At 72.4% G+C, this 24392-nt stretch carries 22 protein-coding genes; 8 read left to right on the top strand and 14 right to left on the bottom strand.

The window, feature by feature from the left end; genetic code table 11:
- The 7 genes from GXW76_RS06345 to GXW76_RS06375 all read right to left on the bottom strand — a co-directional run.
- A partial coding sequence (locus GXW76_RS06345) for a DUF4011 domain-containing protein (RefSeq protein WP_211861156.1) occupies positions 1-4322 on the bottom strand: 4322 nt, incomplete at its 3' end.
- Entirely contained in the window at positions 4319-4525 is a 207-nt protein-coding gene (locus GXW76_RS06350) for a hypothetical protein (RefSeq protein WP_211861157.1), read from the bottom strand. The genes GXW76_RS06350 and GXW76_RS06345, both read right to left, overlap by 4 nt.
- On the bottom strand, positions 4518-6086 hold the full coding sequence (locus tag GXW76_RS06355; protein WP_211861158.1) for a Na+/H+ antiporter: 1569 nt from the start codon (positions 6084-6086) through the stop codon (positions 4518-4520). Before GXW76_RS06355 ends, GXW76_RS06350 begins: the two co-directional genes overlap by 8 nt.
- Before the next feature lie 70 nt (positions 6087-6156).
- Positions 6157-6402, bottom strand: a complete 246-nt coding sequence (locus GXW76_RS06360; RefSeq protein ID WP_211861159.1) for a hypothetical protein — start codon at positions 6400-6402, stop codon at positions 6157-6159.
- Positions 6403-6517: 115 nt separating this feature from the next.
- Positions 6518-6688 (bottom strand): hypothetical protein, encoded by a 171-nt coding sequence (locus GXW76_RS06365; protein WP_211861160.1) that lies wholly within the window; start codon positions 6686-6688, stop codon positions 6518-6520.
- Positions 6685-7173: a DUF1003 domain-containing protein gene (locus tag GXW76_RS06370; RefSeq protein WP_211861161.1), complete on the bottom strand. Its 489-nt coding sequence runs from the start codon at positions 7171-7173 to the stop codon at positions 6685-6687. Before GXW76_RS06370 ends, GXW76_RS06365 begins: the two co-directional genes overlap by 4 nt.
- Before the next feature lie 92 nt (positions 7174-7265).
- Entirely contained in the window at positions 7266-8018 is a 753-nt protein-coding gene (locus GXW76_RS06375; RefSeq protein ID WP_211861162.1) for an SDR family oxidoreductase, read from the bottom strand.
- 127 nt (positions 8019-8145) lie between these two features.
- On the opposite strand from GXW76_RS06375, the gene GXW76_RS06380 reads away from it, so the two are divergent.
- Both GXW76_RS06380 and GXW76_RS25950 read left to right on the top strand, forming a co-directional pair.
- Positions 8146-9108: a helix-turn-helix domain-containing protein gene (locus GXW76_RS06380; RefSeq protein WP_211861163.1), complete on the top strand. Its 963-nt coding sequence runs from the start codon at positions 8146-8148 to the stop codon at positions 9106-9108.
- A gap of 118 nt (positions 9109-9226) precedes the next feature.
- On the top strand, positions 9227-9355 hold the full coding sequence (locus GXW76_RS25950) for a hypothetical protein (RefSeq protein ID WP_272876026.1): 129 nt from the start codon (positions 9227-9229) through the stop codon (positions 9353-9355).
- Positions 9356-9391: 36 nt separating this feature from the next.
- Here the strand turns inward: GXW76_RS25950 and GXW76_RS06385 are convergent, their stop codons facing one another.
- Complete coding sequence (locus GXW76_RS06385; protein ID WP_211861164.1) at positions 9392-9823, bottom strand: CBS domain-containing protein; 432 nt, start codon at positions 9821-9823, stop codon at positions 9392-9394.
- 241 nt (positions 9824-10064) lie between these two features.
- Here GXW76_RS06385 and GXW76_RS06390 point away from each other — a divergent pair, with 241 nt between their 5' ends.
- Complete coding sequence (locus tag GXW76_RS06390; RefSeq protein WP_246513976.1) at positions 10065-11165, top strand: Bug family tripartite tricarboxylate transporter substrate binding protein; 1101 nt, start codon at positions 10065-10067, stop codon at positions 11163-11165.
- 104 nt (positions 11166-11269) lie between these two features.
- Here GXW76_RS06390 and GXW76_RS06395 read toward each other — a convergent pair whose 3' ends face one another.
- Positions 11270-13036 (bottom strand): glucan ABC transporter ATP-binding protein/ permease, encoded by a 1767-nt coding sequence (locus GXW76_RS06395; RefSeq protein WP_211861165.1) that lies wholly within the window; start codon positions 13034-13036, stop codon positions 11270-11272.
- 155 nt (positions 13037-13191) lie between these two features.
- Here GXW76_RS06395 and GXW76_RS06400 point away from each other — a divergent pair, with 155 nt between their 5' ends.
- The 4 genes from GXW76_RS06400 to GXW76_RS06415 all read left to right on the top strand — a co-directional run bounded on the left by GXW76_RS06400 (position 13192) and on the right by GXW76_RS06415 (position 17054).
- Positions 13192-14181 carry a Bug family tripartite tricarboxylate transporter substrate binding protein gene (locus tag GXW76_RS06400; RefSeq protein ID WP_211861166.1) on the top strand — a complete coding sequence of 330 codons (990 nt, stop codon included), beginning with the start codon at positions 13192-13194 and terminating at the stop codon, positions 14179-14181.
- Positions 14182-14279: 98 nt separating this feature from the next.
- Positions 14280-15272, top strand: coding sequence for a Bug family tripartite tricarboxylate transporter substrate binding protein (locus tag GXW76_RS06405; protein ID WP_211861167.1), 993 nt, complete (start codon positions 14280-14282; stop codon positions 15270-15272).
- 5 nt (positions 15273-15277) lie between these two features.
- Positions 15278-16267, top strand: a complete 990-nt coding sequence (locus GXW76_RS06410; protein WP_211861168.1) for a tripartite tricarboxylate transporter substrate binding protein — start codon at positions 15278-15280, stop codon at positions 16265-16267.
- A gap of 148 nt (positions 16268-16415) precedes the next feature.
- A complete protein-coding gene (locus GXW76_RS06415) occupies positions 16416-17054 on the top strand; it encodes a glutathione S-transferase family protein (RefSeq protein WP_211861169.1) in 639 nt (212 codons plus the stop codon).
- A 220-nt stretch (positions 17055-17274) separates the two neighbouring features.
- On the opposite strand, the gene GXW76_RS06420 is transcribed toward GXW76_RS06415, so the two are convergent.
- From GXW76_RS06420 to GXW76_RS06435, 4 genes are all read right to left on the bottom strand, one after another.
- Positions 17275-18249 carry a Bug family tripartite tricarboxylate transporter substrate binding protein gene (locus tag GXW76_RS06420; protein WP_211861170.1) on the bottom strand — a complete coding sequence of 325 codons (975 nt, stop codon included), beginning with the start codon at positions 18247-18249 and terminating at the stop codon, positions 17275-17277.
- A 164-nt stretch (positions 18250-18413) separates the two neighbouring features.
- Positions 18414-19868 carry a M81 family metallopeptidase gene (locus GXW76_RS06425; RefSeq protein WP_211861171.1) on the bottom strand — a complete coding sequence of 485 codons (1455 nt, stop codon included), beginning with the start codon at positions 19866-19868 and terminating at the stop codon, positions 18414-18416.
- A gap of 76 nt (positions 19869-19944) precedes the next feature.
- Entirely contained in the window at positions 19945-20799 is an 855-nt protein-coding gene (gene ypfJ, locus GXW76_RS06430) for a KPN_02809 family neutral zinc metallopeptidase (RefSeq protein ID WP_211861172.1), read from the bottom strand.
- Positions 20800-20950: 151 nt separating this feature from the next.
- Positions 20951-21841, bottom strand: a complete 891-nt coding sequence (locus tag GXW76_RS06435; RefSeq protein ID WP_211861173.1) for a TauD/TfdA family dioxygenase — start codon at positions 21839-21841, stop codon at positions 20951-20953.
- A 134-nt stretch (positions 21842-21975) separates the two neighbouring features.
- On the opposite strand from GXW76_RS06435, the gene GXW76_RS06440 reads away from it, so the two are divergent.
- Positions 21976-23121 (top strand): M20/M25/M40 family metallo-hydrolase, encoded by a 1146-nt coding sequence (locus GXW76_RS06440; protein WP_211861174.1) that lies wholly within the window; start codon positions 21976-21978, stop codon positions 23119-23121.
- 13 nt (positions 23122-23134) lie between these two features.
- Here GXW76_RS06440 and GXW76_RS06445 read toward each other — a convergent pair whose 3' ends face one another.
- The gene (locus GXW76_RS06445) at positions 23135-24358 is read right to left on the bottom strand and encodes a flavin-containing monooxygenase (RefSeq protein WP_211861175.1); all 1224 of its coding nucleotides are present in this window, start codon (positions 24356-24358) and stop codon (positions 23135-23137) included.
- Positions 24359-24392 lie beyond the last annotated feature (34 nt).

Raw genomic sequence — 24392 nt, forward strand, 5'->3', positions numbered from 1 at the left:
GGGACGACCTTCGTCGCCGCGGTCGCCAGCAGCCCCGCCGCCTCGGTCACGCCGTGCTGCGCGCGCGCGGCCGCGAGGGCATGGCGTAGCGCGTCCCTGTCCTGTGGCGTCAGCGCCTCCCGCCCCGCCAGCAGGCGCAGGCGCTCGGCGAGGCTGTCGGGCGTGATCGGCGCTTCCACCGCGACGATCTCCCCGATCGCGGCGGCCAGGGTCGCGGGCGGGATCTCCGCAGGGGGCAGGCCTTCCGGCAGCGCGGGCGCGGCCTCGCGATAGGGCTCGGCGAGGCCAGGAACGGGGGGCGCCGCAGGCGGGGGCGCGGCGGCGGGGGAAGCCGCGGGCGCGGCGCTGAGGGCGGCCTTGACCTTCGCCGCCTCCGCCTCCGGCCGCGCATACCAGGCGAGCGACCAGGCGCGCGCGAGGCGCCAGCCCATCATCTCCAGCGCCGCCGGACGGCCGCGCTCGCGGTCGCGCGCGCAGCGCAGCGCGGACCAGTCGCCGGCATCGGCCTCGATGCCGAGCTCGTAGCCCTGCTCGCCGCGCGCGGCGACGTCGAGGAAGAGGCCCGCGAGGCCGACATGCGGCACCGGTTCCTTGCCTGCCTCGCGCACCGCCGCGGAGATCGCCTCGGTGATCGCGCCGCCCACGCCCTCCCCGCCGCCGCGCGGCGGCGCGGCAGGTGCCGCGGCGAAGGCGAGGAAGGTCTTGAGCGCCGCGACGCCGCGTCCGGAGGCGCGCTCGAGGTCGATGTCGTCCGCGCCGATGCCGGAGAAGACGACGCAACGCTTCTTCGCGCGGGTGATGAGAACGTTCAGCCGTCGCTCGCCGCCCTCGGCGGAAAGCGGGCCGAAGCGCATGGCGAGCCGGCCGTCCTTGTCGCGGCCGTAGCCGACCGAGATGAGGATCGCGTCGCGCTCGTCGCCCTGCACGTTCTCGAGGTTCTTGACGAAGAAGGGCTCGTCCTCGCGCGCGGTGAAGAAGGCGTCGGCGGAGGGGTCGGCGCGGCGCGCGGCCTCGATTGCATCCATGATCGCGTCGCGCTGCTTGATGGAGAACGCCGCGACGCCGAGCGTGTCGCCCGGGGTCTGCCTCGCGTGGCGCATCACCGCCTCCGCGACGGCTTCCGCTTCCGCCCGGTTGACGCCCTCGCCCGTCTCCCAGGCACCGTCCACGCGCACCAGGGACAGGCCAAGCTCGGCCGAGCGCGGGCGCGGCGAAGGCAGCACGAGCAGCCGGTTCCCGTAGAACTCGGCATTGCTCGTCGCGATCAGGCTCTCGTGCCGCGAGCGGTAGTGCCAGCGCAGCAGGGCGCAGGGCACGCCGCGCGCGTTGCACAGGCCGAGGATGCTCTCCACGTCGCGGGCGGCGACGGAATCGGGCGCGTCCTCCGGCGCCGTGTCGTCCTCCTCGCCGGTCATGCGCTGGAAGAAGCGCGTCGGCGGCATCTGGCGGTCGTCGCCGACGACGACGACCTGCCGGCAGCGCGCGATGGCGCCGAGCGCATCGACGGGTTCGATCTGCGAGGCCTCGTCCATCACCAGCAGGTCGAAGGTGAGGCCAGGGCGCAGCCCGTGCGGCGGCGCGAGGAACTGCGCGACGGACAGCGGGCTCATCATGAAGATGGGCTTCGCCGCCTGCACCGCGGGCGCGGCACGCAGCAGCAATTCGCGCACCGGCAGGTGGCCGCGCTTCTTCTCCATCTCGCCGCGGATCACGGTCATGCCGGGCATGCCGTCGCGCACCTGCTTCACGCGTTCCGCATGCGCGCGCGCGGCCTCGGCGCGGGTCAGGGCGATGCGGGCGCGATCGGCTTCGCGGAACTCGGTGACCAGGCGGTCATAGCCGGCGGCGTCGAAGGTGGCGAGGTCGGGAAACTGCGCGCTGGCCGCGCGCAGCAGGCCCTCATGCAGGGCGTAGGCGAAGGCGTCCTCGGCGGCCTCGGGCACGAGGCGGCCGTCCTGCAGGCGCTCCACCACCGGGCCGAGGCCCTGGGCTTCCGCCAGCGCGCGGCGCCAGCCCTGCCAGAGCGGCAAGGCCTCGGGTCGCATGGCCCATTCGCCGAGGCGCTCCGCGAGCGCGGCGAAGGACGGATCCGATGCGCCGAAGGCGGCGGCGGGATCGAGGGCCGTGGCCTGCTTCAACTCCTCCCATGCCGCAGCTCCGGCCTCGAGCACGGCGGCGTCGGCGGCGGGCGTCTCCTCGGCGAGCGCGGCGGCAGCCTCGGGTCCATGCTTCTGGCGCCAGAGGATCAGGGCGGACATGACCGAAGGGTCGGTGTCCTCCCCCAGCCACAGCCGTCCGAAGGCGGCGGCGCCGAGGGCATTGCCGCCGCGCACGCGGGCGCGCGCGGCCTGGCCGGCGATGGCGGCATCCAGCGCCGCGACGGGATCGGCGCCGTCGCGGGCGATGCGGGACGCGACCTCCTGCGCCGCGCGGCGGCCGGAATTCAGGAAGCCGAAGAAGCCGCCGGACGCGGCGAGCGTCCCGCGCGCCTCCTCCAGCCCCGTCACGTCGAGCGCGCCGGGCTTCAGGCGCGGGTCGCGCTTCGCGATGGCGAGGTTGGCGACGGCCTCGGTCAGCGCCACCAGCGGCGCGGGATCGGCGCGCCAGGCGGCGGAGCGCATCGCGTCCTTGTCGTGCGCCGGCGCCTCGCGCAGCGCGGCGGCGGAGCGCAGGCGCGCTGCGACGACGGAAGGTCCGGGCGCCGTGCCACCAGCCGTGGACAGAGCCGCACCGGCCGCGGCGAAGGCACGGATCCAGCCTGGCAGGCGTGCCATCAGCCGGTCGGCATCCGCCGGGCCGAGATCCGCCGTCACGCCGCGCCAGGGATTGCTGGCGCCGTCCGCTTCCACCGCGCGCGCGGCGAGGTCGCGCACCGCGTCGCGCTTCGCGGCGATCGTCGCGCCGTCCCAGGCAGCAGGGTCGAGGGTGAAGTCCGGCACCGCCACGCCCTTGCGGCGCAGTCCGACCAGCGTGCCGATCACCTGGTGCAGCGGGACGCCCGAGGCGCCCGCCGTGGCGCGCATCGCCGCGGCGTGGCGGTTGAGACGGCCGCGCAGCGTGGCCAGGCGTTCCACCACCGCCTGGCGGTTCGGCTTGGGTGGCGGCGGCAGGGCGAGGGTCGCGCGGAGTTCATCCAGCACCGCGCGCTTCGACTGCTTCTCGCTGTGCAGTTCGAGGCAGGCGGCGCCGAGTCCGATCTGCTCCAGCCGTCGCTTCACCACCTCCAGCGCGGCAAGCTTCTCGGCGACGAACAGGACGGAGCGTCCATCCAGCACCGCCTGCGCGAGGATGGTCGCGATGGTCTGCGACTTGCCGGTGCCGGGCGGGCCCTGGATGACGACATGGCCGCCGCGGCGCACGCTCTCGGCCGCCAGCGCCTGGGACCCGTCCATGTCCATGACGTGGTCGAGGCGCTCGACCGGGATCGCCTCGTCCACATCGGCGTCGTCGGGGAAGGTGGGCGGGGCGGAGAGCGGGTCTCCGCCGACGAGGGAACGCACCAGCGGGTGGTCGGCGAGGCCGGGATTCTCCTCCGGCCCCAGGTCACGCCACATCAGGAACTTTGCAAACGAGAACAGGCCGAGGGCGAGACCGTCCGCATCCACCGACCAGTCGGCGCGATCCTTCACCGCCGCTGCCACGGCCTCGGCCCAGCTCGTGGGGTTGTAGGTGTCGGGGTCGAATTCGGGCAGCGCGGTGGTGAAGTTGACCTTCAGCAGCTCGCGCAGGGAGAGGTTCTCGGCGACCTCGTTCGCGGTCGCGCGCAGGCGGAAGGTCTGCGAGACCCCTTCCCTCTCGAGCGCCACCGGCAGCAGGGCGAGCGGGGCGCGGCGCTCCGTCTCGGGCGTCGCGGGGTCGCGCCACACCAGCGCGCCGAGGGCGAGGTAGAGCGTCGGCACGCCCGTCTCCTCGCGCGCAGTGCGCGCATCCGTCATCAGGTCGCGCAGGCGGCGGGCGAGGTCGGGCGGCGGCAGGCGGACGCGCAGGCAGTCGTCGCGCTGCCATTCCTCGCGGGTGGCCTTGTCGTCGGCCTTCGTGACGCCCTCGGCCTTGGCGGCGGCCTTGGTGTTGCGGCGGCGGGTGCGGCGGGGCTTGCCTTCCTCGGGGGCGGGCGGTGGTTCGGGCGCTTCCTCCCCCGCGGCCTCGAAGCCGAAGGCGCGGCCGGCGGCGAGCGCACCCACCACGAAGTCGGCATCCTCGTCGTCGAGAATGACCACCCCGCGCGACCGCCCCGGCTTCGGCAGGGACAGCAGGCGGTTGCGGGTGGACAGGTCGAGCAGGGCGCGGCGGGCGTCCTCGAGGGCCTGGCGGAGATCGGTCATGTCCGGTCCTGGTCTGTCCGCCGGCGCGTTTCGAGCGCGGCGAGGATGAGGCGATCGATGGGATACCAAAGAAGCAGGCCCAAGGCGCCGAACAACGCCGAGCCCCACGACAGATGGCCGAGAAGCAGCAGGGCCGCGGGCAGCGCGACGGAGGCCGCGACGAGGGCCACGCCGGCGGCGGCGCGAAGGCGGGGTTCAGCCATGCTCCGCGCCGAGCAGGCGACGGAGGCGGAGTTCCTCGAGGTCGAGTTCCTCGGTCAGCCGGGCCATCAGTTCTTCCTCCAGCCCGTCCTCGGCGTGGTGGCGCAGCAGGCGGGCGCGGCCCGCGCGCAGCGCGTGCAGCCGGTGCTCGAGGCGGGCGGCGCGCTCAGCGGCGATCGCACCCTGGTTGATGCCGTCGAGCAGGCGCACGCGGTCGCGGTATTCCGGCAACAGGTCGTGGGCGATGGCGCCGGCCAGGATGTCTTCGGCGCGGCGTTCCATCTCGCGCAGGGATGCATGGGCGATGAGGGTGCGCGCGGCGGCTTCCTCGATGCCCATGCCCGGCCGGCGCTTCTCCTCCACGCCGAGCCGCCAGATCACCAATTGGAGCGTGGTGCCCTGCACCACCAGCGTCGCGAGGATGGCGCAGAAGGCCAGGAAGACGATGAGGTCACGCTCGGGAAAGGTCACGGGCAGGGCGAGCGCGGCGGCGAGCGAGACCACCCCCCGCATGCCGCACCAGGCGATGATGGTGGTGTGGCTCCAGGGCCTGGCCGAGCCGAAGCGCCCGAGGGCGGGGATGAGCCGCGGTATCAGCGAGGCCGGGAAGACCCAGACGAAGCGCGAGACGATCAGCACCAGGGAGAGCACCACGGCGAACCACGCCAGCGTCCACGCGCCGTAGGCGTCCATCCGGCCCAGGATCTCGTTGAGTTGCAGTCCGATCAGGATGAACACCAGGCTGTTCATCACGAACTCGATGAAATCCCAGACCACGCGGGATTCCCGCCGCGTGCGCGCCGAAAGCCCGTGCTGCGCGTGGCCGAGCACGAAGCCCGTCGTCACCACCGCGATCACGCCCGAGACATGGACGAATTCCGCGGCGAAGAAGGACGCGAAGCAGGCGATGAAGGACATCGCGGTCTCGAGCAGCGTGTCCTCGAGCCGCCGGATCGCGATGATGGCGCCGCGGCCCACCGCCCAGCCGATCGCCGCCCCGCCGATGGCCAGCGCGATGAAGGAGATCCCCGCCTCGGCCCAGGAAAACGCCCCGGCGATCGTCGCCGCCACCGCGAGGCGATAGAGCACCAGCGCGGCGGCGTCGTTCACCAGGCTCTCGCCTTCCAGCACCGCCACGATGCCCTTGGGCAGCCGCAGGCGGTGCAGCACGGCCCCGGCGGCAACGGCATCCGGCGGCGCGACGATGGCGCCGAGGGCGATCGCGGCCGAGAAGGGCAGCCACGGGATCAGCGCCACGGCGGTCACCGCGATGCAGAAGGCGGTGAAGAGCACCGCGCCGACGGCGAGGAAGAGGATCGGCCGGATATTGCCCTTGAAGGCCCGCCAGTCGGTCCGGTAGGCGCTGGCCTGCAGCAGCGGCGGCAGGAAGAAGGCGAGCGCGATCTCGGGGTCGAGCTCGACATTGGGCGCGCCGGGGATGAAGGCGATCGCCATGCCGCCGAGCACCAGCACCACGGCATAGGGCAGCCGCGCCCGCCGGGCCACCAGCGCGAAGCCGATGCAGACCGCGATCAGTGCCAGCAGCGCTTCGACGATCGGCATGGCGGCGGAAAGTGCCAAGGACTGGGCCGCATGGGAAGCGGCGGCAGTGGCGGGGTCCTGCCCCTGCCCCTCATTTCATGCCGAGTTGCGGCAGGAAGAAGATCAGGATCCCGAGCGTGATCAGCACCCGGACGAGGAAGTCCATGCTGTAGACGTAATCGAGGAAACGGTCAGCCGAGCTGCGCCGGTCGGTGTCGAGCGCCCTCATGATCATCGGGAGGAACACGGCCGCCGCGACCAGCAGCGCCACCAGGGCGAACAGGGCCACCTCGCCCAGGACGAGCAGGATGGGGGATACCGGTCCGGCTTGTTCCACGGCGGGACTCCGGGAAGGGCGGCCGTGCGGGCCTGCCCGCGCGACCGCCCCCAGATGACGGCACCGCGGGGCGAAACCGCCTTGACCTCGCGCAATTGGCGCGGCGGGCGCGCCCCTATTCGTCCTTCCGCCAGCGCCACAGCACGACGAAGCCCACGGCGCAGACCAGCACGACGGTGGACAGCATGCCCTGCACCACGCCGAAATTCGGGCTGTCCTTCGCCACGAACAGCGCGGCGATGCTGCCCCCGGCCGCCAGCAGAAGCCGGACGACGAGGTTGATCATGCCGAGGCCCCCCGCCCCTCCATCGAATCGATCCGTGCCAGGGCGGCCTTGAGCAGCTGCGTCAGTTCCAGCAATTCCCGCTCGCGCATCAGGTCGATCTTCTCGTGCAGCAGGGCGATCTCCGCCTCGGCGCGGATGTTCACCTGATAGTCGGCGAGAGCGCGGTCGCGGTCCACATCCGCCTGGCGGTTCTGGCTCATCATGATGACCGGCGCGGTGTAGGCCGCCTGGAAGGACAGCAGCAGGTTCAGCAGGATGAAGGGATAGGGATCCCAGGAGCCGGAGCCGAACAGGGCGTTGCCCAGGATCCAGGCCGAGATCATCCCGGTCTGGATCATGATGAACCGCCAGGAGCCGACGATCGCGGCGACGGCATCGGCCAGTGCTGCACCGAAGGGCGGCCGCGGTGCCGGCCCCAGGGTGCGGCGCCGCTTCCGGGCCCGCGCGATGGTCGCGCGCAGGTGCTGCCGGTAGGTGGGGGCCATGTGCCGCACCCCGTTTGTGGCCGTCTGCTGGTTCATCGCCGAGTCCCCGTCACCGTCCGGCCGGGCCAAGGTGGCCCCGCGGGCGGGCCGGCTCAATGGCTGGAGCGGAGCGTTCCGCCATCCACGTGGATCACCTGGCCGGTGATGTAGCGGGCGAGCGGCGAGCACAGGAAGGCGACCAGCACGGCGAGGTCCAGGGGCTCGCCAATGTAGCCGACCGGCACCTCCTTCTCCGCCCATGCCTGCCGGGCCTCCGGCGTCGGCATGATGCGGGTGTCGATCTGCTCGGAATGGATGCGGCCCGGCGGCACGCAATTCACCGTGATGCCGTCCTTCCCCAGCGTGCGGGACAGCGCCTTGGACCAGATGTGCACGGCGCCGTTCGGGGCATTGGCGGGGTTGATCGAGAAGGGTTCGTCCGTGCCCGTCAGGCTCACGATGCGGCCCCATTTCTGCGCCTGCATGGCCGGGATCAGGGCATGGGTGACGCGGCGGCCGGCCTCGAAGTTGAGCAGCATCGCCTCCTGCCAGACCTCGTCGCTGCCGAGGTCGGCCTGCGGGCGGGAACCGCCGGCATTGTTCACCAGGATGTCGCAGCGGCCGAAATGGCCGAGGACGGCATCGCGGATGCGCGGGGCGGCGTCGGGGGCGGTGATGTCCTGCTCGATGACCAGCGGCGTGGCGCCGGGCGGCAGTTCGGCCGCCAGGCTCTCGAGCAGCGCGCGGCGGCGGGCGAGGATGGCGAGGCGGCAGCCCTCCGCCGCCAGGGTCTTCGCGATGACACGGCCGAGGCCGACCGAGGCACCGGTGACAAGGGCGATCTTGCCGGTCAGTTGCAGGTCCATGGGCCAGGCTCCTCTGCGGTGACGCCGGGGCCAGCCTGCCATGGCGGCGGGCCCGCGGCGATGGCGCGGGCACGCTTGAGCGGCAGCGTGGCCGCCGGCATGCTGGTACCGCTTAAGGGCAGGTGCCATGCCGCGCGGCCCCGAGATCGACGCTTTCGCCGAGAAGCTCCGGCTGCTGCTGGACCGGGCGAACCTGTCCCGTGCGCAGGTGGCGCAGCGCGCCGGGGTGGACAAGTCGGTCGTCGCCCGCTGGCTGAACGGCGCCTTGCATCCGAGCGATCACACCCTCTCCGCGCTCAGCGCCGCGCTGGCGCAGGAGGTGGCGGGCTTCTCCCGGGCCGACTGGGCGCTGCCGGCGGCGGCGTTCGCTTCGCGGCTCGGCCTCCCGTCGCGGGCGCCGCCGTCACCGGGCGCCACGCCCGCCCCCCTCCTGCCCGGCGTGCTGGACTGGACGGCAGGGACTCGCGCGCGGACGGACCCGATGTATGCCGGCCTCTGGGCGCTGGCCTTCGCCTCACCGGCGAATGGCGGCCGCATCTTCTGCGTGCCGCTGCGCATCTGGCGCGAGGCCGGCGCGCCGACGCTGCAGGTCGAGTACTCGAATGGCATGATGCTGCATAACCGTGGCGCCGCCTTCGCCCTGGCCGGACGGCTCTGGGCGGTGATGGAATCCGTCGCCCGCCGGGATGCGCTGTCGATGCTCGTCGTGCAGGGCGTGGTCGAGCAGCCGGCGCTGATCCTCGACGGCCTGTTGAGCGGGCGGCGCAACACCGCCGTCGCGGCCCTGTTCAGCACGCGGGCGATGCTGTTCCGCCTCGGCCCGGAGCCGGATGAGGAAGGCTTCGCAGCCGCGATCGCCCGCGCCAACGACCTCGCCCGCGAAGGCTGGGAGCGGCGCCTGCCGCCGGCGCTGCTCGCGGCCTTCGCGATGCCGCCTGCCGAGGCGCCCGGGCCGAACTGGCTGCTGCTCGAACTCCGCGATGCCTGGACGCTTGGCGCCTGGCGCGACGAGGATGCGGCGCGCGCACCGCAGCGCGAGGCGCTGGCCTGCATCCGCGCTGCCTTCGGCGTGGCGGCGGAACCGTCGTGACGCATCGCGATGCGCCTCCCGGCGCCGCCTGCCGCGCCTGACCGCGCATCGGTCGGATGGGGATGCTTCCCGCCACGGACCGGGCGATCAGCCGCCCGGCCGGTGGAGGGTCCAGAAGATGCTCGGTTTCATCGTGCTCGCGGCCGGCGTGGTCATCCTGGCGCTGCTCGCGCCGCCACTCTGCCCGGCCGAGGAGGAACGACTGCGGCTCAGCCGCGACCCGGGCTTCATGGCCGGGCCGGTGTGACCGGGGCGCCGCCGCACCCCGGTCCGGCAGGCCGCACTACGCCGCGGTGACGAAAGCCCGCAGCGACTCGGCCTCCTGCTCCGCCTGCTCGATGCGCGCCTTCACCAGGTCGCCGATCGAGACCATGCCGAGCAGCCGCTCCTCCTCGATGACGGGGAGGTGCCGGCAGCGATGGGTGGTCACCAGCGCGAAGGCCTCGGCGATGTGCGTGCTGGCGCGCACCGTGATGAGCTCGCTCGTCATCAGGTCGCGTGCGGTGTGGGCCAGCGCGGCGGTGCCCTCCCGCGCGACGGCGCGGACGATGTCGCGCTCGCTGACGATGCCCAGGACCTTGCCTTCCGCATCACGCACCAGCGCGGCGCCGATGCGGTGCTGCGACAGGGTCTGGGCGATGGTCACTGCGTCCTCACCCGGGCCGACGGAGAACACGTCGCTGCCCTTCTGACGCAGGATGGCCTGAATGGTCATGTCTGCTCCCTCCTTTCCGCCGCCGGCCGGGGGGCAGGCGGGGCGCGATGACGGGACGCGCCGGGAGTGTGGCGAGGCGAGGGTCCGGCGAGCCCCGTCCGCGCAACCAATGCGCGAGCCTGCCAGCCCGGGACGGCACGACGCAAGGAAAGAAGCGCAGCGAAGGGGAAGGCCGCCAGCGTCCGGGCCGAACGATGCGGGGCCACGGCGCCGTCGGCCTGGCCGGCACCCGCCGCGGTGGTTGCCGGCGCGGCAGGTTAGCATGATGATCGTACATCTGAGGCCAACCAGGATGCATCGCATGGTCATCGCCAGGCGCTGCTCCTCGACGTTTCGGCCAAGCCCCAAAGGAGGAAACACACCGGTGACTTCGATCAACGGCCCGCGGCGCAGGGCGATCCTGGCGGCGGGCGCGGGCCTTCTCGCCGCCCCCGCGGTCCGCGCGCAGCCAGCCTTCCCCAATCGCCCCTTGCGGATGATCATTCCCTTCGCGCCCGGGGGCGGGACCGATCTCCAGATGCGCGCGCTGTGCGACGCCGCGTCACGCCGCCTGGGGCAGCCCATCGTGATCGAGAACCGATCGGGCGGCGGCGCCATCCTCGGCGCCATGGCGCTGGTGAACGACCGCTCGCCGGACGGGCATCTGCTCAGCCAGATGCCGTCCAATGTGTTCAGCTATCCCTTGCAGCAACGCAATGCGCCGTTCGATCCGGTGAACGACTTCAGCTGGATCATCCAGATCACCGGCTATGTCTTCGGCATCGCCGTGCGGGCCGACAGCCCGTTCCGGACGCTTGCGGATCTCATCGAGCATGCCCGGAAGAATCCGGGGCGTGTCAGCTATGGCTCGACCAGCGTCGGCGGCGTCCCGCATCTCACGACCGAGCGGATCGCCGAGCATTTCGGCGTGGAGATGACGAATGTTCCCTACCGCGGCGGGCATGAGTCCATCACGGCCGTCATCAACGGCACCATCACCGCCATGTCGGGCAGCGGCTGGACGGAGTTCGTCCGCAACGGGCAGATGCGGGCGCTGTGCTCGTGGGGCCCGCGCCGGCTCGCGAGCTTTCCGGATGTGCCGACGCTGAAGGAACTCGGCGTGGACATCGTCCAGACCGGTCCCTACGGCTTCGCCGGCCCGAAGAACCTGCCGGCGAACGTCGTCGCGACCCTGCACGACGCCTTCCGCGATTCGCTGAACGACCCGGCGCACCTCGCCGTCCTGGCGTCGGCGGACATGGAAGTGGATTACCTCGGGCCGCGCGACTACGCGGCGAGCGTCGCGCGCATCGTCGAACAGAACCGCGCGGTGTTGGGGCGGCTGGGATTGCTGGCCGGCTGAACGGCGCGCCACGATGCCGGTCGTCCGGTGCCTGGCGGCACGGGACGGCCGGCATCGGCCGCTGCGCGACGCCGCGGACGGGCGCCCCGCACGACCGGTCGCCTTCAGTGCGCCGGCACCGCCCCGCCCGCGAGCTGCGTCCGCACCAATTCCGCGAAGCGCCCATCCATCGCCACGAGCTCCGCGAAGGGCCCGCGTTCGGCGACGCGGCCGCCGTCGAAGACCAGGATCTCGTCCGCTTCCCGCACGGTGGACAGACGGTGGGCGATGATGAAGGTGGTGCGCCCCGCCATCAGCGCCGAGAGCGCCTTCTGCACCCGCGCCTCGGTGGCGGCGTCGAGGGCGCTGGTCGCCTCGTCGAGGATCAGCACCGGCGGGTTCTTGATGAGCGCGCGGGCGATGGCGAGGCGCTGCCGCTGCCCGCCCGACAGGTTCGAGCCGCGTTCGCCCACCACCGTGTCGTAGCCCTGGGGCTGGCGGATGATGAATTCGTGCGCCTCGGCCTGGCGGCAGGCGTCCTCGATCTCCGCCTGGGTCGCGTCGGGCCGGCCGATGAGGAGGTTCTCCCGGATGGTGCGGCTGAACAGCATGGATTCCTGGAACACCACGCCGACGTTGCGGCGGAGCGATTCCAGGCTGATCTCGCGCAGGTCGTGGCCGTCCAGCGTGATGCGCCCTTCCACCGGGTCCCACAGGCGTTGCAGCAGCGCCATGGCGGTCGACTTGCCCGCGCCGGTCTGCCCGACCAGGGCGATGGTCTTGCCCGGCGTGGCGCTGAAGGAGACGTCGCGCAGGATCGGCGGGCCGCCGGGATAGGCGAAGCCCACGCCCTCGAAGGCGACGGTGCCGGCGGCGCGGCCGACATCCAGCGCGTTCGGCGCCTCCGGCACCGTCGAGCGGGCGTCGAGCACGCCGAAGAGTTCCGCGATGCGCGGCTGCACGAAGACCATGTGGGAGACGAAGCCGATCGCGCTTTCCAGCCGCCCGATCAGCAGCGTGGCGAAGCCCATGAAGGAGACGATCTCGCCCACCGTCGCCTGGCCGCGCACATGCAGGACGGTGCCGTAGACGAAGATGGCGATGACGCAGAGCGTCGAGGCCGCGCGCGTCAGCACCGCGACGATCGCCCACCAGTTCAGCACCGGGAACTGGTGGTCGAGCACCTGGCGGATGATGTCGCCGAACATCCGCGCCTCGGAATTCAGGCGCGTGAAGGATTGCACGACGACGACGTTGGACAGCGCATCCTGCGCGTTGCCCGCGAGGCGCGAATGGAACTGCTCCACCTGCGCCTGCGCGTCCTGGGTGCGGCGGATGACGAAGGCGGAGACGGCCGCGAAGACGACCACAAGCACGATGAGCAGCGCGCCCAGCCGCCAGTTCATCGCCATGGTCAGCGGCAGCAGCACGATGAGCGAGACGAAGGTGATGATGTGCTCGCGGAAGAAGCCGAGCCACAACCCGAACAGGTTGTCGGTGCCGACCAGCATGATCTTCATCAGCCGGCCCGACTGCGTGTCCCCGTGGAAGGACAGCGGCAGCGCGAGCACGTGCTGGAAGTAGTCGTGCATCACCTTGAGCCGGTTGCGGTGCGCCATGCGGTCGGCAAACAGGCCGACGGCGACATTGGCGGCGATGCCGGCGAAGCCGACGGCGCCCCAGATGGCGAGCAGCGTCGTCGCCTCCTGCCACAGCGCCGCCGACTCCATGCGGTCGGAGCGCGCGAGCAGGTCCACCACGCGGCCGAACAGCACGGGTTCGAGGAACTGCAGCCCCGCCAGGGCCAGTGCGGCCACGGAGAGCCCGACCGCCATCGAACGATCGGGCCCGAGCAACCACAGCACGCGCCCGTACAGACTGAGGAACCCCATCGATCCGCGCCCCCTGCCCCGCACACCCTCCAGGGCCGCCGCCAGACTAATCGGGACAGCGCGCGCGCGCGAGGTTGATCCCGGCGCCCGGCCGGGCCAGTTTTCCACATCGGAAAGAACCGACCCGCCGCACGGGTCGCCGGGAGGAGAAACGAATGATCGACCGCCGCGCCCTCATGGGCGGAATCGCCCTTGCGCCACTGGCCCGCCCCGCCTTCGCCCAGGCCTGGCCTTCGCGGCCCATTCGCCTCGTCGTCGGCTTCCCTCCGGGTGGAACCACGGACCTCGCCGCCCGCGTGCTGATCGAGCCGCTGACCACCCGGCTCGGCCAGTCGGTGGTGGTGGAGAACCGGCCGGGCGGGTCGGGCGGCAACATCGGCGCCGACGTGGTCGCGAAGGCGGAACCGGATGGCTACACGCTGCTGATGCAGACCGTGTCCTCGGGGGCGATCAACTTCGGCCTCTACGGGTCGCGCATGCCGCACAGGCCGGAGGACCTCGCCGCCGTCGCGCTGGTGGTGAAGGTGCCGAACGCGATCTTCGTCAACAACAACCTGCCGGTGCGGAACCTGCGGGAACTGGTGGACCTCGCGAAGCGGCAGCCGGGCAAGCTCAACATCGGCTCCTCGGGCGTCGGCACCTCCCTGCACATGACCGGCGAGTTGCTGAAGCAGGCGGCGGGGATCGAGATGACGCACGTGCCCTTCCGCGGCGCCGGGCCGATGATCCAGGAGATCATCGCCGGGCGCGTCGAGGTGGGCGTGGACAACCTGCCTTCCGTCATCGGCCACCTGCGCGAGGGGCGGCTGCGGCCGCTCGCCGTCACCACCGCGACGCGCACGCCGACCCTGCCCGACGTGCCGACGACCGCCGAGGCCGGCTTCCCCGCCGTCGAGGCGACCGCCTGGTTCGGCATCGCCGCCCCGGCGCGCACGCCGCGCGCCATCATCGACCGCGTCGCGCGGGAGACCAACGCCGCACTCGCCGACCCGGCGGTGTGGCAGAAGCTCGCCGATCTCGGCGGCATGAAGCCGGGTCTGACGCCGGACGGGCTTTCCACGCCGGAAACCTTCCAGGCCTTCATCACCGCCGAGATCGCCAAGTGGGGCGAGGTGGTCCGGCGCGGCAACATCACGGTGGACTGAGGCCGCGGCATTGCGGCGGGCACCGCATGGTCTAGGCTGTCCCGACAATGAGGCGGAGCGCATCGTGACTGCTCCGCCCTGACGGGAAGGAATCGACCATGGGTATCGCCCGCCGCAGCGTGCTTGCCGCCTTGCCTGCCGCGCTCGCCGCGCCGCGCCTCGCCTGGGCGCAGGGCTTCCCCTCGCGCCCCATCCGCCTCGTCATTCCCTTCACGCCCGCAGGCACCACCGACCTCGTCGGCCGGCTGACGGCGGAGATGCTGGGCCGGCGGCTGAACCACCAGGTGGTGGTAGACAACCGGCCCGGCGCCTCGGGCAATGTCGGCGCCGAATACGTCGCGCGCAGCGAGGCCGACGGCCACACGCTGCTGCTGACCACCATCGGCACCGGCGCCATCAATTTCCCCGTCTTCCGCGAGCGCATGCCCTACAAGCCCGAGGACCTGCGGGCGGTCGGGCTGATGACGCGCGTGCCCAACGTGCTGATGGCGGCGAACAACACCAACATCCGCAGCGTCGCCGACCTGGTGCGGGAAGCCCGCGCGCGGCCGGGGCAGATCAACTACGGCACCGCCGGCATCGCGACATCCCCGCATGTGGTGGTCGAGCAGTTGCGGCTGGCCACGAACATCGACATCACCCACGTGCCCTTCCGCGGCTCCGCGCCGATGCTGACCGAGATGATGGCCGAGCGCATCGAGATCGGGATGGACAACATTCCCTCGGCCCTGACCTTCATCCGGGAAGGAAAGATCCGTGCCATCGGCACGACCGGCGCGCAGCGCAACCCGACCCTGCCCGACGTGCCGACGGTGGCGGAGCAGGGCCTGCCCGGGTTCGAGGCGACCGCCTGGTTCGGCGTGCTGGCGCCCGCCGCCACGCCGGCGCCGGTGGTGCAGATGCTGGGGCGCGAACTCAATGCCATCGCGCTCGATCCCGCCTTCCGCCAGCGCATGGAAGCGGTCGGCGCCGAGCCCCCGCGCCTGACCCCGGATGGCGGCACCAGCCCCGAGACCTTCGCGGCCTTCCTGCGCGCGGAAATCGCGAAATGGACGGATGTCGTCACGCGCGCGAACGTCCGGGTGGAGTGACCGCCATGCTGCGCCGTCGCTCGCTGATTGCCGCCGCCGCCGCCACGCTGCCGCTTCCCGCCCTCGGGCAGGAAGGGCCGTATCCCTCCCGCCCCATCCGCATGATCGTGAACTTCCCGCCGGGCGGGACCACGGACATCGCCGCGCGCATCTACGCCGAGCGGCTGCAGGCGCGGCTCGGCCAGCCCGTGCCGGTGGAGAACCGCGGCGGCGCCACCGGCAACATCGGCGCCGAGGCCGTCGCCCGCGCCACCCCGGACGGCTACACGGTGTTGAGCACCGCCGTCTCGCCGGCCGCGATCAACTACGCGCTGTTCGGTGCGCGCATGCCCTACAGGCCGGAGGACCTGGCCGCCGTCGGGCTCTACCTGCGCGTGCCCAACGTCATCATGGTCCATCCCTCCCAGCCCATCCGCACCATCCAGGACCTGGTGGCGGCGGCGAAGGCGCGGCCGGGGCAGCTCAACTACGGCAGCGCGGGCAGCGGCGGCTCCCCGCACATGTCGATGGAGATGTTCCTGCTGCGCACCGGCACGCGCATGACGCACGTCCCCTTCCGCGGCGCCGGTCCGATGCTGATCGAGGCGGTGGCCGGGCGGCTCGAGGCCTCGGTGGACAACATCCCGTCCTGCATTGGCCACATCCGCGACGGGCGGCTGCGCGCGCTGGCGGTGACAGGGCATGTGCGCTCCTCCGTCCTGCCCGACGTGCCGACCCTGGCCGAGACCGTGGTGCCCGGCTTCGAGGCGACCGCCTGGTTCGGCATGCAGGCGCCCGCCCGCACCCCGCGCGCGGCGATCGAGCGGCTGGGCGCGGAGATCGACGCCATCAGCAAGGAACGGGGCACGCGGCTGAAGCTCGCCGAGCTGGGCGCCGATCCGCCGAACCTGACGCCGGACGGCGGCACCACGCCCGCAACCTTCGAGACCTTCATCAAGGCCGAGATCGAGAAATGGGCGGAGGTGGTGCGCGCCTCGGGCGCGACGCTCGAGTGAGTGCGCGCCTCAGGCGCGACGCCCGAGTGAGTGCGCGCCTCAGGCGCGATGCCCGAGTGAGTGCGCGCCTCAGGCGCGACGCTCGAGTGAGCGCGCGCGCCATGCCCGGCGGCGATCCCTCCGCCGCATGCCCGAAGACACGCGGCAGATGAGGCGCACCTTCTACGGCTGGGCCACGCCGAACTCGAACCGCGTCTCCGTCATGCTGGAGGAATGCGGGCTCGACTACGCCGTGCGCGGCGTGAACATCCGCCGGCGGGAGCAGTTCGCGCCGGAGATCCTGGCGCTGAACCCCTACGGCAAGGTGCCGATCCTGGTGGAGGAGGCGGAGGACGGCAGCCCGCCGCTGGTGCTCTTCGAGAGCGGGGCGATCCTGCTCCACCTCGCCGAGACGCAGGGCATGCTGCTGCCGCGCGAGCCGCGCGCGCGGGCGGAGGCGATGGCCTGGCTGATGGTCGCGCTGACCTCGCTCGGCCCCTACACCGGCCAGGCGCATCACTGGACGGAACTCGCGCCGGAGAAGCCGGAGGCGGCGCGCGCCCACAGCCTTGCCCTGGTGGACCGGGTCTACCGGCTGCTCGACGGGCGGCTGGCGCGGGTGCAGCATCTCGGCGGCGACGCCTACGGCATCGCCGACATCGCAGCCTTCCCCTGGGTGGCGCGGCATGGCTGGGCGGCGCGGCGGCTCGAGGAGACGCCCAACCTGGCGCGCTGGTTCGCGGAGGTGGGCGCGCGGCCCGCCGTGCAGCGCGGCATGACGAAGCCGGAGGGGGCGCGGCTGGAATAGCGCCCCGTGCGCGGCGGCGGGGCGGCCTTTCGCCCCTTGCCGGGCCGCCGCGTTCGACGGATCGGGCGGGCGGGCGTGAGCCGCCTGCCGCGCGGATCACGCCACCGGCATGGTTGCCGGGCATGTCCGCACGCGGGGCTGTCGGGGCCGCCGCGTGCGGGACGATGGCGATACGGGCGGCAACGACCCTCGACCGCGAGTCAGCGATCGCTGCCCCGTATCAGTCCAGTTGGGCGCCGGAGGCACGCACCACTTCGCGCCACTTGGTGCTCTCGGCAGCGATGAAGCGCGCGAAATCGGCCGGGCCGAGTGGGCGCGGCTCGCTGCCGACCTCGCGCAGCTTCGACTGGAAGGCCACATCGTTGACCGTCTGCAGCACGGCGGCGGACAGGCGCTCGACGATCGGCGCCGGGGTGCGGGCGGGCAGTTGCACGCCGAACCAGGCCACGGCCTCGAAGCCGTCGATGCCGCTTTCCTGCACGGTCGGCGCGTTCGGCGCCGAGAACCAGCGTTCCCGCGAGGTGACGGCAAGCAGGCGAAGCTCGCCATTGTTGATCAGCGGCAGGTAGGAAGGCAGGTTGTCCACCGCCACCTGCACGCGCCCGGCCAGCAGTTCCGGGATCACGCCACCCGTGCCGCGGAAGGGCACGTGGGTCATGTCGATGCCCGCACGGGTCTTGAGGTACTCGCCGGAGAGGTGCCCCGAGGTGCCGTTGCCCGGCGTGCCGTAGTTCAGCGCGCCGGGATCGCGCTTCGCCACGGCGATGAGTTCCGCCAGGGTGGTGGCCTGGACGCTCGGGTGCACGATGATGCCGTTGGCGACCTGGCTCACCAGTGCGACGGGGGCGAGGTCTTCCGGCTTGAAGGGCATCCGGCGGTAGAGGAACTGGTTGATCGAGGCGGTGCCGATCGTGCCCATCAGGATGGTGTGGCCGTCCGGGTCGGCCTTGGCGACGAGGTCGGCGCCGATATTGCCGCCGGCCCCGGCGCGGTTGTCCACGATGAAGGGCTGGCCGAGCACGGCACCGAGGCCTTCGGCCAGCACGCGCGCGGTCACATCGGTGGCGCCGCCGGCCTGGAAGGGTACGACGAAGCGGACCGGACGGTTCGGCCAGGCGGGCTGGGCACGCAGCGCGGCGGGAGCGGCGAGCAGCGGCAGGGCGCCGAGGGCGGCGCGGCGGGTGATGGCGGTCATGTCGACTCCCCGAATGCATGGGTGCCGGGCCGGTTCCGGCGCAGGTCGGCGCGGGCCCCGGTGCCTGTGCGCAGGCCATGGGGGGCGGCGCCGCCCGGCAGGGTACCTGCGCTACGCCAGCGCCGGCGCAAATTCAATCATGATTATTCATGAATTCTCGCCGATCAGGCCCGCCATTCCCGCGGCACATGGCGGAAGGGCAGCGCCCCGAGGTCGAGTGCCGCGGGTCCCGGCGCGTCGCATTCGACAATGGCGGCGCAACGGTCGCTGAAAGCCGCGCGGAAGTGGTTCTTCGCCTTGTTGGCGAGCAGCCGCGTCGCGCCCAGGTCGATCCCGTGCAGCGTGAAGAAGGCCGGATCCACCGCGGCTTCCTTGCGGTCGGTGCAGATGACGCGGAGGTTGCCCGCGCGCAGCACGCAGGTGGCCCCGAGATCGACCGGCGCACCGCGTTCCATCGGTCCCTCGTTGACGAAGCGGCCGTCGGTCAGGCGCTCGACCTCGACCTCGGCGATGACGGGCGGGCCGAACATCTCCGTCACCTGGCCGCCGAGGTGGCGGGTGATGCGCGCGCCGATGCCTGCCTCCCGCGCCGCGGCGACGGAGGCGGGGTCGTGCAGGAAGGCGAAGACGGCGGGCACCCCGAGCCGCGCCGCGACCAGCGTGCGCAGCATCCCCGGCGTATCGGCGATGCCGCCGGAAAGCGGGTTGTCCGCCGGGTCGAGCAGCGCCACCAGGCCGGGCGGGCCGGCAAGCGCCCGGGAAAGCGCGGTGGCCGGATCGGGCAGCGTGACGGCGAAGCGGTCGCGGCGCGACGCGATGGCATCCGCGAGGCGTTCCGCGAGGTCGCGCGCCGCGCCCGCATCCTCCGCCCAGACCATGGCGGAAGGGCCGGCATGCGGGCTGTCGCCCCAGGCGAAGCCGCCGAAGATCGAGGCGTCGAGGATGGGCGCATGTTCCGCCGCCGCGGCCTCGGCCCAGACCTCGGCCATGGGGCCGGCCTCGTGGCGCATGTGGAAGGAGTGCAGCACCATCGGGCGCTTGGCGATGTGGCCCTGCGCGCGAGGGGCGCCGGAGAGCGCGCGTTTCAGCAGCCGCAACGCGCGCGCCGCCGCCGCGTCCATGTCCACATGCGGATAGGTGCGGTAGGCGGAGCCGCCGTCGAGCCATTCCGCGATCTCCGGCGCCATGTTGGCATGGAAGTCGAAGGAGGCGGTGATCGGCACGCCACGCCCGACGATGGACCGGATGCGGGAGATCGTCGTCGCGTCCGCCTCGGGGTCGGATTCCGTCACGCAGGCGCCGTGCAGCGAGAGGTAGACGCCGTCGAAGCGCTGCGCGCGCAGGGCGGCCTCCACCTCCTCCCGCCAGGCGCGCATGGCGTCGTCGGCCATCGGTCCTCCGGGCTGGGCGGCGATGCAGGGCAGCACCGTGGCGCGCCAGTCCGGCCGCACGGCGAGGAAGGCGCCGAGCGCGCCGAGTTCCGTCGCCGTGCCGGCATAGCGCGCGAGGTGCTCCGCACCGCTGCCCCATTCGCGGGATGCGAAGGCGCTGCGGGGCGTGGGGACGGGGGTGAAGGAATTCCCTTCGAACCAGAGGCGGGCGACGGCGATGTGCGGCATGGCGCGAGGCTAACGTCGCCCCGGCCGCCTCACCAGGGGCCGGCAGCCCCGCGCCGGTGCAGCGCGTGGATCGCGGTCAGAGGCTGCCGGCGGCGAAGGTGTCGCAGGCGTCGAGCCGCCCGGTCTCCAGGCCGCGCCGGAACCACCGCACGCGCTGCGCCGAGGACCCGTGGGTGAAGCTCTCGGGCACGACGTAGCCCTGGCCGGCGCGCTGGATGCGGTCGTCACCCACGGCGGCGGCGGCGTTCAGCCCTTCCTCGATGTCGCCCTTGTCGAGGATGTTGCGCGTTTCATGCGCGCGGCGCGCCCATGCGCCGGCCAGGCAGTCGGCCTGCAACTCGATGCGCACCTGGATGGCGTTGGACTCGGCCTCGCCGCGGCCGCGGCGCACCTGGTCGGCACGCCCGAGCACGCCGAAGAGGTTCTGCACGTGGTGGCCGACCTCGTGCGCGACGATGTAGGCGGCGGCGAAGTCGCCCCCCGCGCGCAGGCGGCGCTGCAGGTCCGCCATGAAGTCCAGGTCGATGTAAACCTTGCGGTCGTTCGGGCAGTAGAAGGGCCCCATCTGCGCCTGGGCGAAGCCGCAGCCCGATTGCGTGGCGCCGGAGAAGAGCACCAGCGTCGGCTCCTCGTAGCTGCGACCGAGGCGGGAGAACTCGGCGTGCCAAACCTGCTCGGTCTCGCCCAGCACCTGGGCGACGAAGCGGCGGCCGGCCTCGTCCTCCGGCGTCAGCTGGCGCTGAGCGCCCGGCGATCCCTGCTGCGCCCCCGGATTGCCCTCCAGCAGCACGGAGGGATCCACGCCGAGCAGCAGCGCGATGACGAGGAGCACCACGCCGCCGAGGCCGCCGCCCACGGCGATGCCGCGGCCGCCGAAACCCTGTCCGCGGCGATCCTCCACGTTCCGGCTCTCGGGGCCATCCAGGCGCATGGCATTCCTCCGTCAGTCGTGGCCGCGCAGCATCCTTGTCAAACCCGGAGAGAGGCCGAGAGTTTCGCGCCCGGTGCAGGCGGCGAAGCAACCGCGGCGCAGACGGGAATGATCGCCGCCGTGATGTCGGCATAGGCGATCGGAAGGCGCATCAGCCGGGTTCCGCGACAGTGCGGCGGGAATGCCGCATCGTGATGCGAAGCCGGCGGAATTCCTGCGCCGTCTCCGGCGCCTCGGCCGGCGCTTCCGCCAGCGTGCGGCGCTTCCAGACGAGGTGCGGGTTGAACAGCAGCAGGTCGCCGGGGCGTGGTTCGAGGCGCAGCAGCAGGGCCGGCTCGGCGCAGACGGAATCGAGCAGGTCGAAGGCCGGCCGCAGGCCCGCAGGCAGCGGCGGCGCGCCGGGCTGCGGCGCGGCGGCGGCCTCCTCCACCGCATGGCGCGTGTAGCGCGCGGCGAAGGCGCCCTCGGTCATCGTGAAGACGGCGCGCTCGACCGACTCGCCGTCCTCGAGCAGCGGCGCGGGCGCGTAGAGTTCCGCCAGCGCGGCGCGGTCGCGGCGCATCACTTCGTTGTGCACGGCGCCGGCCGAGACGAGGACATGCACCGGCGCCGCCGGCCCGTTGACGAGGCAGAGCAGCGCGATGGCGTCGCAGGCCTCGATATGGAAGCGCGGCGTGCCGGAAGCCGGGCCCAGTTCCCCCGGCGGCACGCCGATGAGGCGGGAGACGGGCGAATCCTGTCCGTTCAGCGGCGTGCCGAGATGCTGGCCGAGGGCCAGCAGCGCCGCCTCGGCCGCCGTGGCGCCGTGCCGGTCGAAGGGCAGGCCGCGCAGCAGGCAGAAGCCGCGCCCGGTGTTCAACCGCGCGGTGACATCCGTGAGGATCGGCGCGAGGCGTGCCAGGGGCGGCACCGGCGCCGCGGCCTCCGCGGCGGTCAGCGCGGCTTCGAGCTCGTGGGCTTCCTCGGTGCCCACGGGCACCATCCAGTCCGCGGCGGTGAGGTCGGCAGCCACCCAGACGGCGGGCCCGGTCTGGGGCACCATGCGTAGGCGGGGACGTGTCGGGGGCGTCATGCACGCCAAGGTAGCATGACGGGGCGGCCGGTGCGAAAGCGCCGTGCCTCTTGCCGCCCGCGGCGGACGGGGCGAGGCTCCCGGCGCAGCCACGCCGGAGAGCCATGATGACCGAATTCGCCGCCACCGCCCTGCCCTTCGACGCGGAGGAGATCCTCGCGCGCCTGACGCGCTGGGCCGCCTGCGAGAGCCCGACCTTCGACGCGGCGGCGGTGAACCGGATGATGGACCTCGCCTCCCGCGACCTGGCGCTGATGGGCGCGCGGATCGATCGCATCCCGGGACGGATGGGACTCGGCGACTGCGTGCGCGCGCGCTTTCCGCACCCGGCCGGAGACGCCGCGCCAGGCATCTGCGTCATGGCGCATCTCGACACGGTGCATCCGGTCGGCACGCTGGAGAAGCTGCCGATCCGGCGCGAGGGCAACAAGTGCTACGGGCCCGGCATCCTCGACATGAAGGGCGGCACGGTGATCAGCGTGGAGGCGATGCGGCTGATCCTCGCCGCCGGCATGGCGACGAAGCTTCCCGTCACCTTCCTGCTAACGAGCGACGAGGAGATCGGCAGCCCGTCCACGCGCGACCTGATCGAGGCCGAGGCCGCACGCAACCGGTTCGTGCTCGTGCCGGAGCCGGCGCGCCCGGATGGCGGCGTGGTGACGGGACGCTACGCCATCGCGCGCTTCAACCTGAAGACGACGGGGCGGCCCTCCCATGCCGGCGCGCGGCTGGCGGAAGGGCGCAGCGCGATCCGCGAGATGGCGAGGCAGATCGTCGCGATCGAGGAGATGACGACGGAGGACTGCACCTTCTCCGTCGGCGTCATCCATGGCGGGCAGTGGGTGAACTGCGTCTCCACCACCTGCGAGGCCGAGTCGCTGTCCATGGCCAAGCGGCAGGAAGACCTCGATGCCGGTGTCGAGCGGATGCTGGCGCTGCGGTCCGGTGCGAACGACGTGACGCTGGAGGTGACGCGCGGCGTGACGCGACCGGTGTGGGAGCCGGATGCGAAGGGCATGGCGCTGTTTGGCCATGCGCGGAAGATCGCCAACAGCATCGGCTTCGACATCAACCCGCAATCCTCCGGCGGCGGCAGCGACGGCAACTTCACCGGCGCGATGGGCGTGACGACGCTCGATGGCCTCGGCGTGCAGGGCGCATTGGCACATACGCTGGAGGAGCACGTGCTGATCGACAGCCTGGTGCCGCGGGCGAAGCTGATGGCCGGGCTGCTGACGACGCTGGAGTGAACCGGGGCCCGGGTCAGCCGCGTCCGGCGATGTGCTCGGCGAGGTGCTCCGCATCCTCGCCGACGCCCCAGAGAAAGGCGGACTTGATCTTGTGCATGCGCGGCAGGCCCAGGAAGAGCAGGCCTGGCTCACGCGTGATGCCGCGGTCGTGGATGAGCGTGGCCCGCTCGTCCCGCACCGGGCAGGCGATCCAACCGAAATCGACGCCGTAGCCGAGCGCCCAGACGACGCTGGTGATGCCGGCGGAGGCGAGGTCGAGCGCTTCGACCTCCGGGACCCGTTCGCCGATGGTGCGCGCCTCGGCCTCGGCGGCCTCGTCGCGCGGGGCGTCGATGCCCTCCCTTTCGACGTAGGCGTCGATCTCGCGCAGGGTCGCGCGGAAATCCTCGTCGCCGGCATCAAGGCTCGCATTCAGGTCGGCATTGAGGAAGACGCGCCCGTCCTCGATGCCGCGCAGGCTGCCCAGCAGCGTGACGCCGCGTTGCACGAGACGCCGCACATTCGCGGTGTGGCCGCCCTTGTGGCCCGTGACCAGCGGCGGCCGAAAGCCGGGCGGAATGGTGCGCGCCACCCGGCTGGTGAAGCCCGACTGCTCGTTCCAGATGCCGAAGTCCCGCCCGCGGTAGCTGCGCGGCACGCGGCGATGGCCACGGAGCGCATAGTGCACGCGGCGCCCCTGCTGCAGCAGGTCCTCGACGATCTGGAAACCGGAGGCGCCCGAACCCACGACCAGGACGCCGCCTGGCGGCAGTTCTCCGGGGTTCGTGTAGCGATTGGCCGTCACCTGCTGGATACCGGGCGGAAGCCCCGCGGCTGCAGGCGGCACCTTGGGCACCTGGTAGGGGCCGGTCGCCACGACGACGTTCGCGGCTTCCATGGCGAAGGCGCCGGTCTCGATACGGAGCCTGCCATTGTCGGCGCGGCGCAGCGCGGTGACCTCGATGCCGCAGCGGACCGGCGCGGCGTTGCGCATCGCGTAGTCCGTGATGAAGCGGACGACGCCGTCGCGATGCGTGAAGCCGTCCGGGTCGTCGCCGGCATAGGCATGGCCGGGCAGGCGCATCATGCGGTTGGGGAACTGGAAGTAGAGCGAATCCCATCGCTCGCTGCGCCACCGCTCGGCGATGCGCGCGCGTTCGAGGAGCACATGCTCGCGCCCCCGCTGCGCGAGGTGATGGCTCATCGCGAGGCCGGCCTGGCCGGCGCCGATGACGATCGTCTCGATGAACTCCGCCATGACATGAGCCTAGGGCCTGCCGCCGCCCCGCTCC

The organism is Neoroseomonas soli (genome assembly GCF_018129065.1).
Classification (GTDB): Bacteria; Pseudomonadota; Alphaproteobacteria; order Acetobacterales; family Acetobacteraceae; genus Neoroseomonas; species Neoroseomonas soli.

Bases quoted from the DNA above. Each gene is read 5' to 3' on its own strand.
- GXW76_RS06350 (WP_211861157.1), bottom strand. From the start codon at position 4,525: ATGGCTGAACCCCGCCTTCGCGCCGCCGCCGGCGTGGCCCTCGTCGCG.
- GXW76_RS06355 (WP_211861158.1), bottom strand. From the start codon at position 6,086: ATGCCGATCGTCGAAGCGCTGCTGGCACTGATCGCGGTCTGCATCGGC.
- GXW76_RS06365 (WP_211861160.1), bottom strand. From the start codon at position 6,688: ATGATCAACCTCGTCGTCCGGCTTCTGCTGGCGGCCGGGGGCAGCATC.
- GXW76_RS06370 (WP_211861161.1), bottom strand. From the start codon at position 7,173: ATGGCCCCCACCTACCGGCAGCACCTGCGCGCGACCATCGCGCGGGCC.
- GXW76_RS06375 (WP_211861162.1), bottom strand. From the start codon at position 8,018: ATGGACCTGCAACTGACCGGCAAGATCGCCCTTGTCACCGGTGCCTCG.
- GXW76_RS06380 (WP_211861163.1), top strand. From the start codon at position 8,146: ATGCCGCGCGGCCCCGAGATCGACGCTTTCGCCGAGAAGCTCCGGCTG.
- GXW76_RS25950 (WP_272876026.1), top strand. From the start codon at position 9,227: ATGCTCGGTTTCATCGTGCTCGCGGCCGGCGTGGTCATCCTGGCGCTG.
- GXW76_RS06385 (WP_211861164.1), bottom strand. From the start codon at position 9,823: ATGACCATTCAGGCCATCCTGCGTCAGAAGGGCAGCGACGTGTTCTCC.
- GXW76_RS06395 (WP_211861165.1), bottom strand. From the start codon at position 13,036: ATGGGGTTCCTCAGTCTGTACGGGCGCGTGCTGTGGTTGCTCGGGCCC.
- GXW76_RS06400 (WP_211861166.1), top strand. From the start codon at position 13,192: ATGATCGACCGCCGCGCCCTCATGGGCGGAATCGCCCTTGCGCCACTG.
- GXW76_RS06405 (WP_211861167.1), top strand. From the start codon at position 14,280: ATGGGTATCGCCCGCCGCAGCGTGCTTGCCGCCTTGCCTGCCGCGCTC.
- GXW76_RS06410 (WP_211861168.1), top strand. From the start codon at position 15,278: ATGCTGCGCCGTCGCTCGCTGATTGCCGCCGCCGCCGCCACGCTGCCG.
- GXW76_RS06415 (WP_211861169.1), top strand. From the start codon at position 16,416: ATGAGGCGCACCTTCTACGGCTGGGCCACGCCGAACTCGAACCGCGTC.
- GXW76_RS06420 (WP_211861170.1), bottom strand. From the start codon at position 18,249: ATGACCGCCATCACCCGCCGCGCCGCCCTCGGCGCCCTGCCGCTGCTC.
- GXW76_RS06425 (WP_211861171.1), bottom strand. From the start codon at position 19,868: ATGCCGCACATCGCCGTCGCCCGCCTCTGGTTCGAAGGGAATTCCTTC.
- ypfJ (WP_211861172.1), bottom strand. From the start codon at position 20,799: ATGCGCCTGGATGGCCCCGAGAGCCGGAACGTGGAGGATCGCCGCGGA.
- GXW76_RS06435 (WP_211861173.1), bottom strand. From the start codon at position 21,841: ATGGTGCCCCAGACCGGGCCCGCCGTCTGGGTGGCTGCCGACCTCACC.
- GXW76_RS06440 (WP_211861174.1), top strand. From the start codon at position 21,976: ATGATGACCGAATTCGCCGCCACCGCCCTGCCCTTCGACGCGGAGGAG.
- GXW76_RS06445 (WP_211861175.1), bottom strand. From the start codon at position 24,358: ATGGCGGAGTTCATCGAGACGATCGTCATCGGCGCCGGCCAGGCCGGC.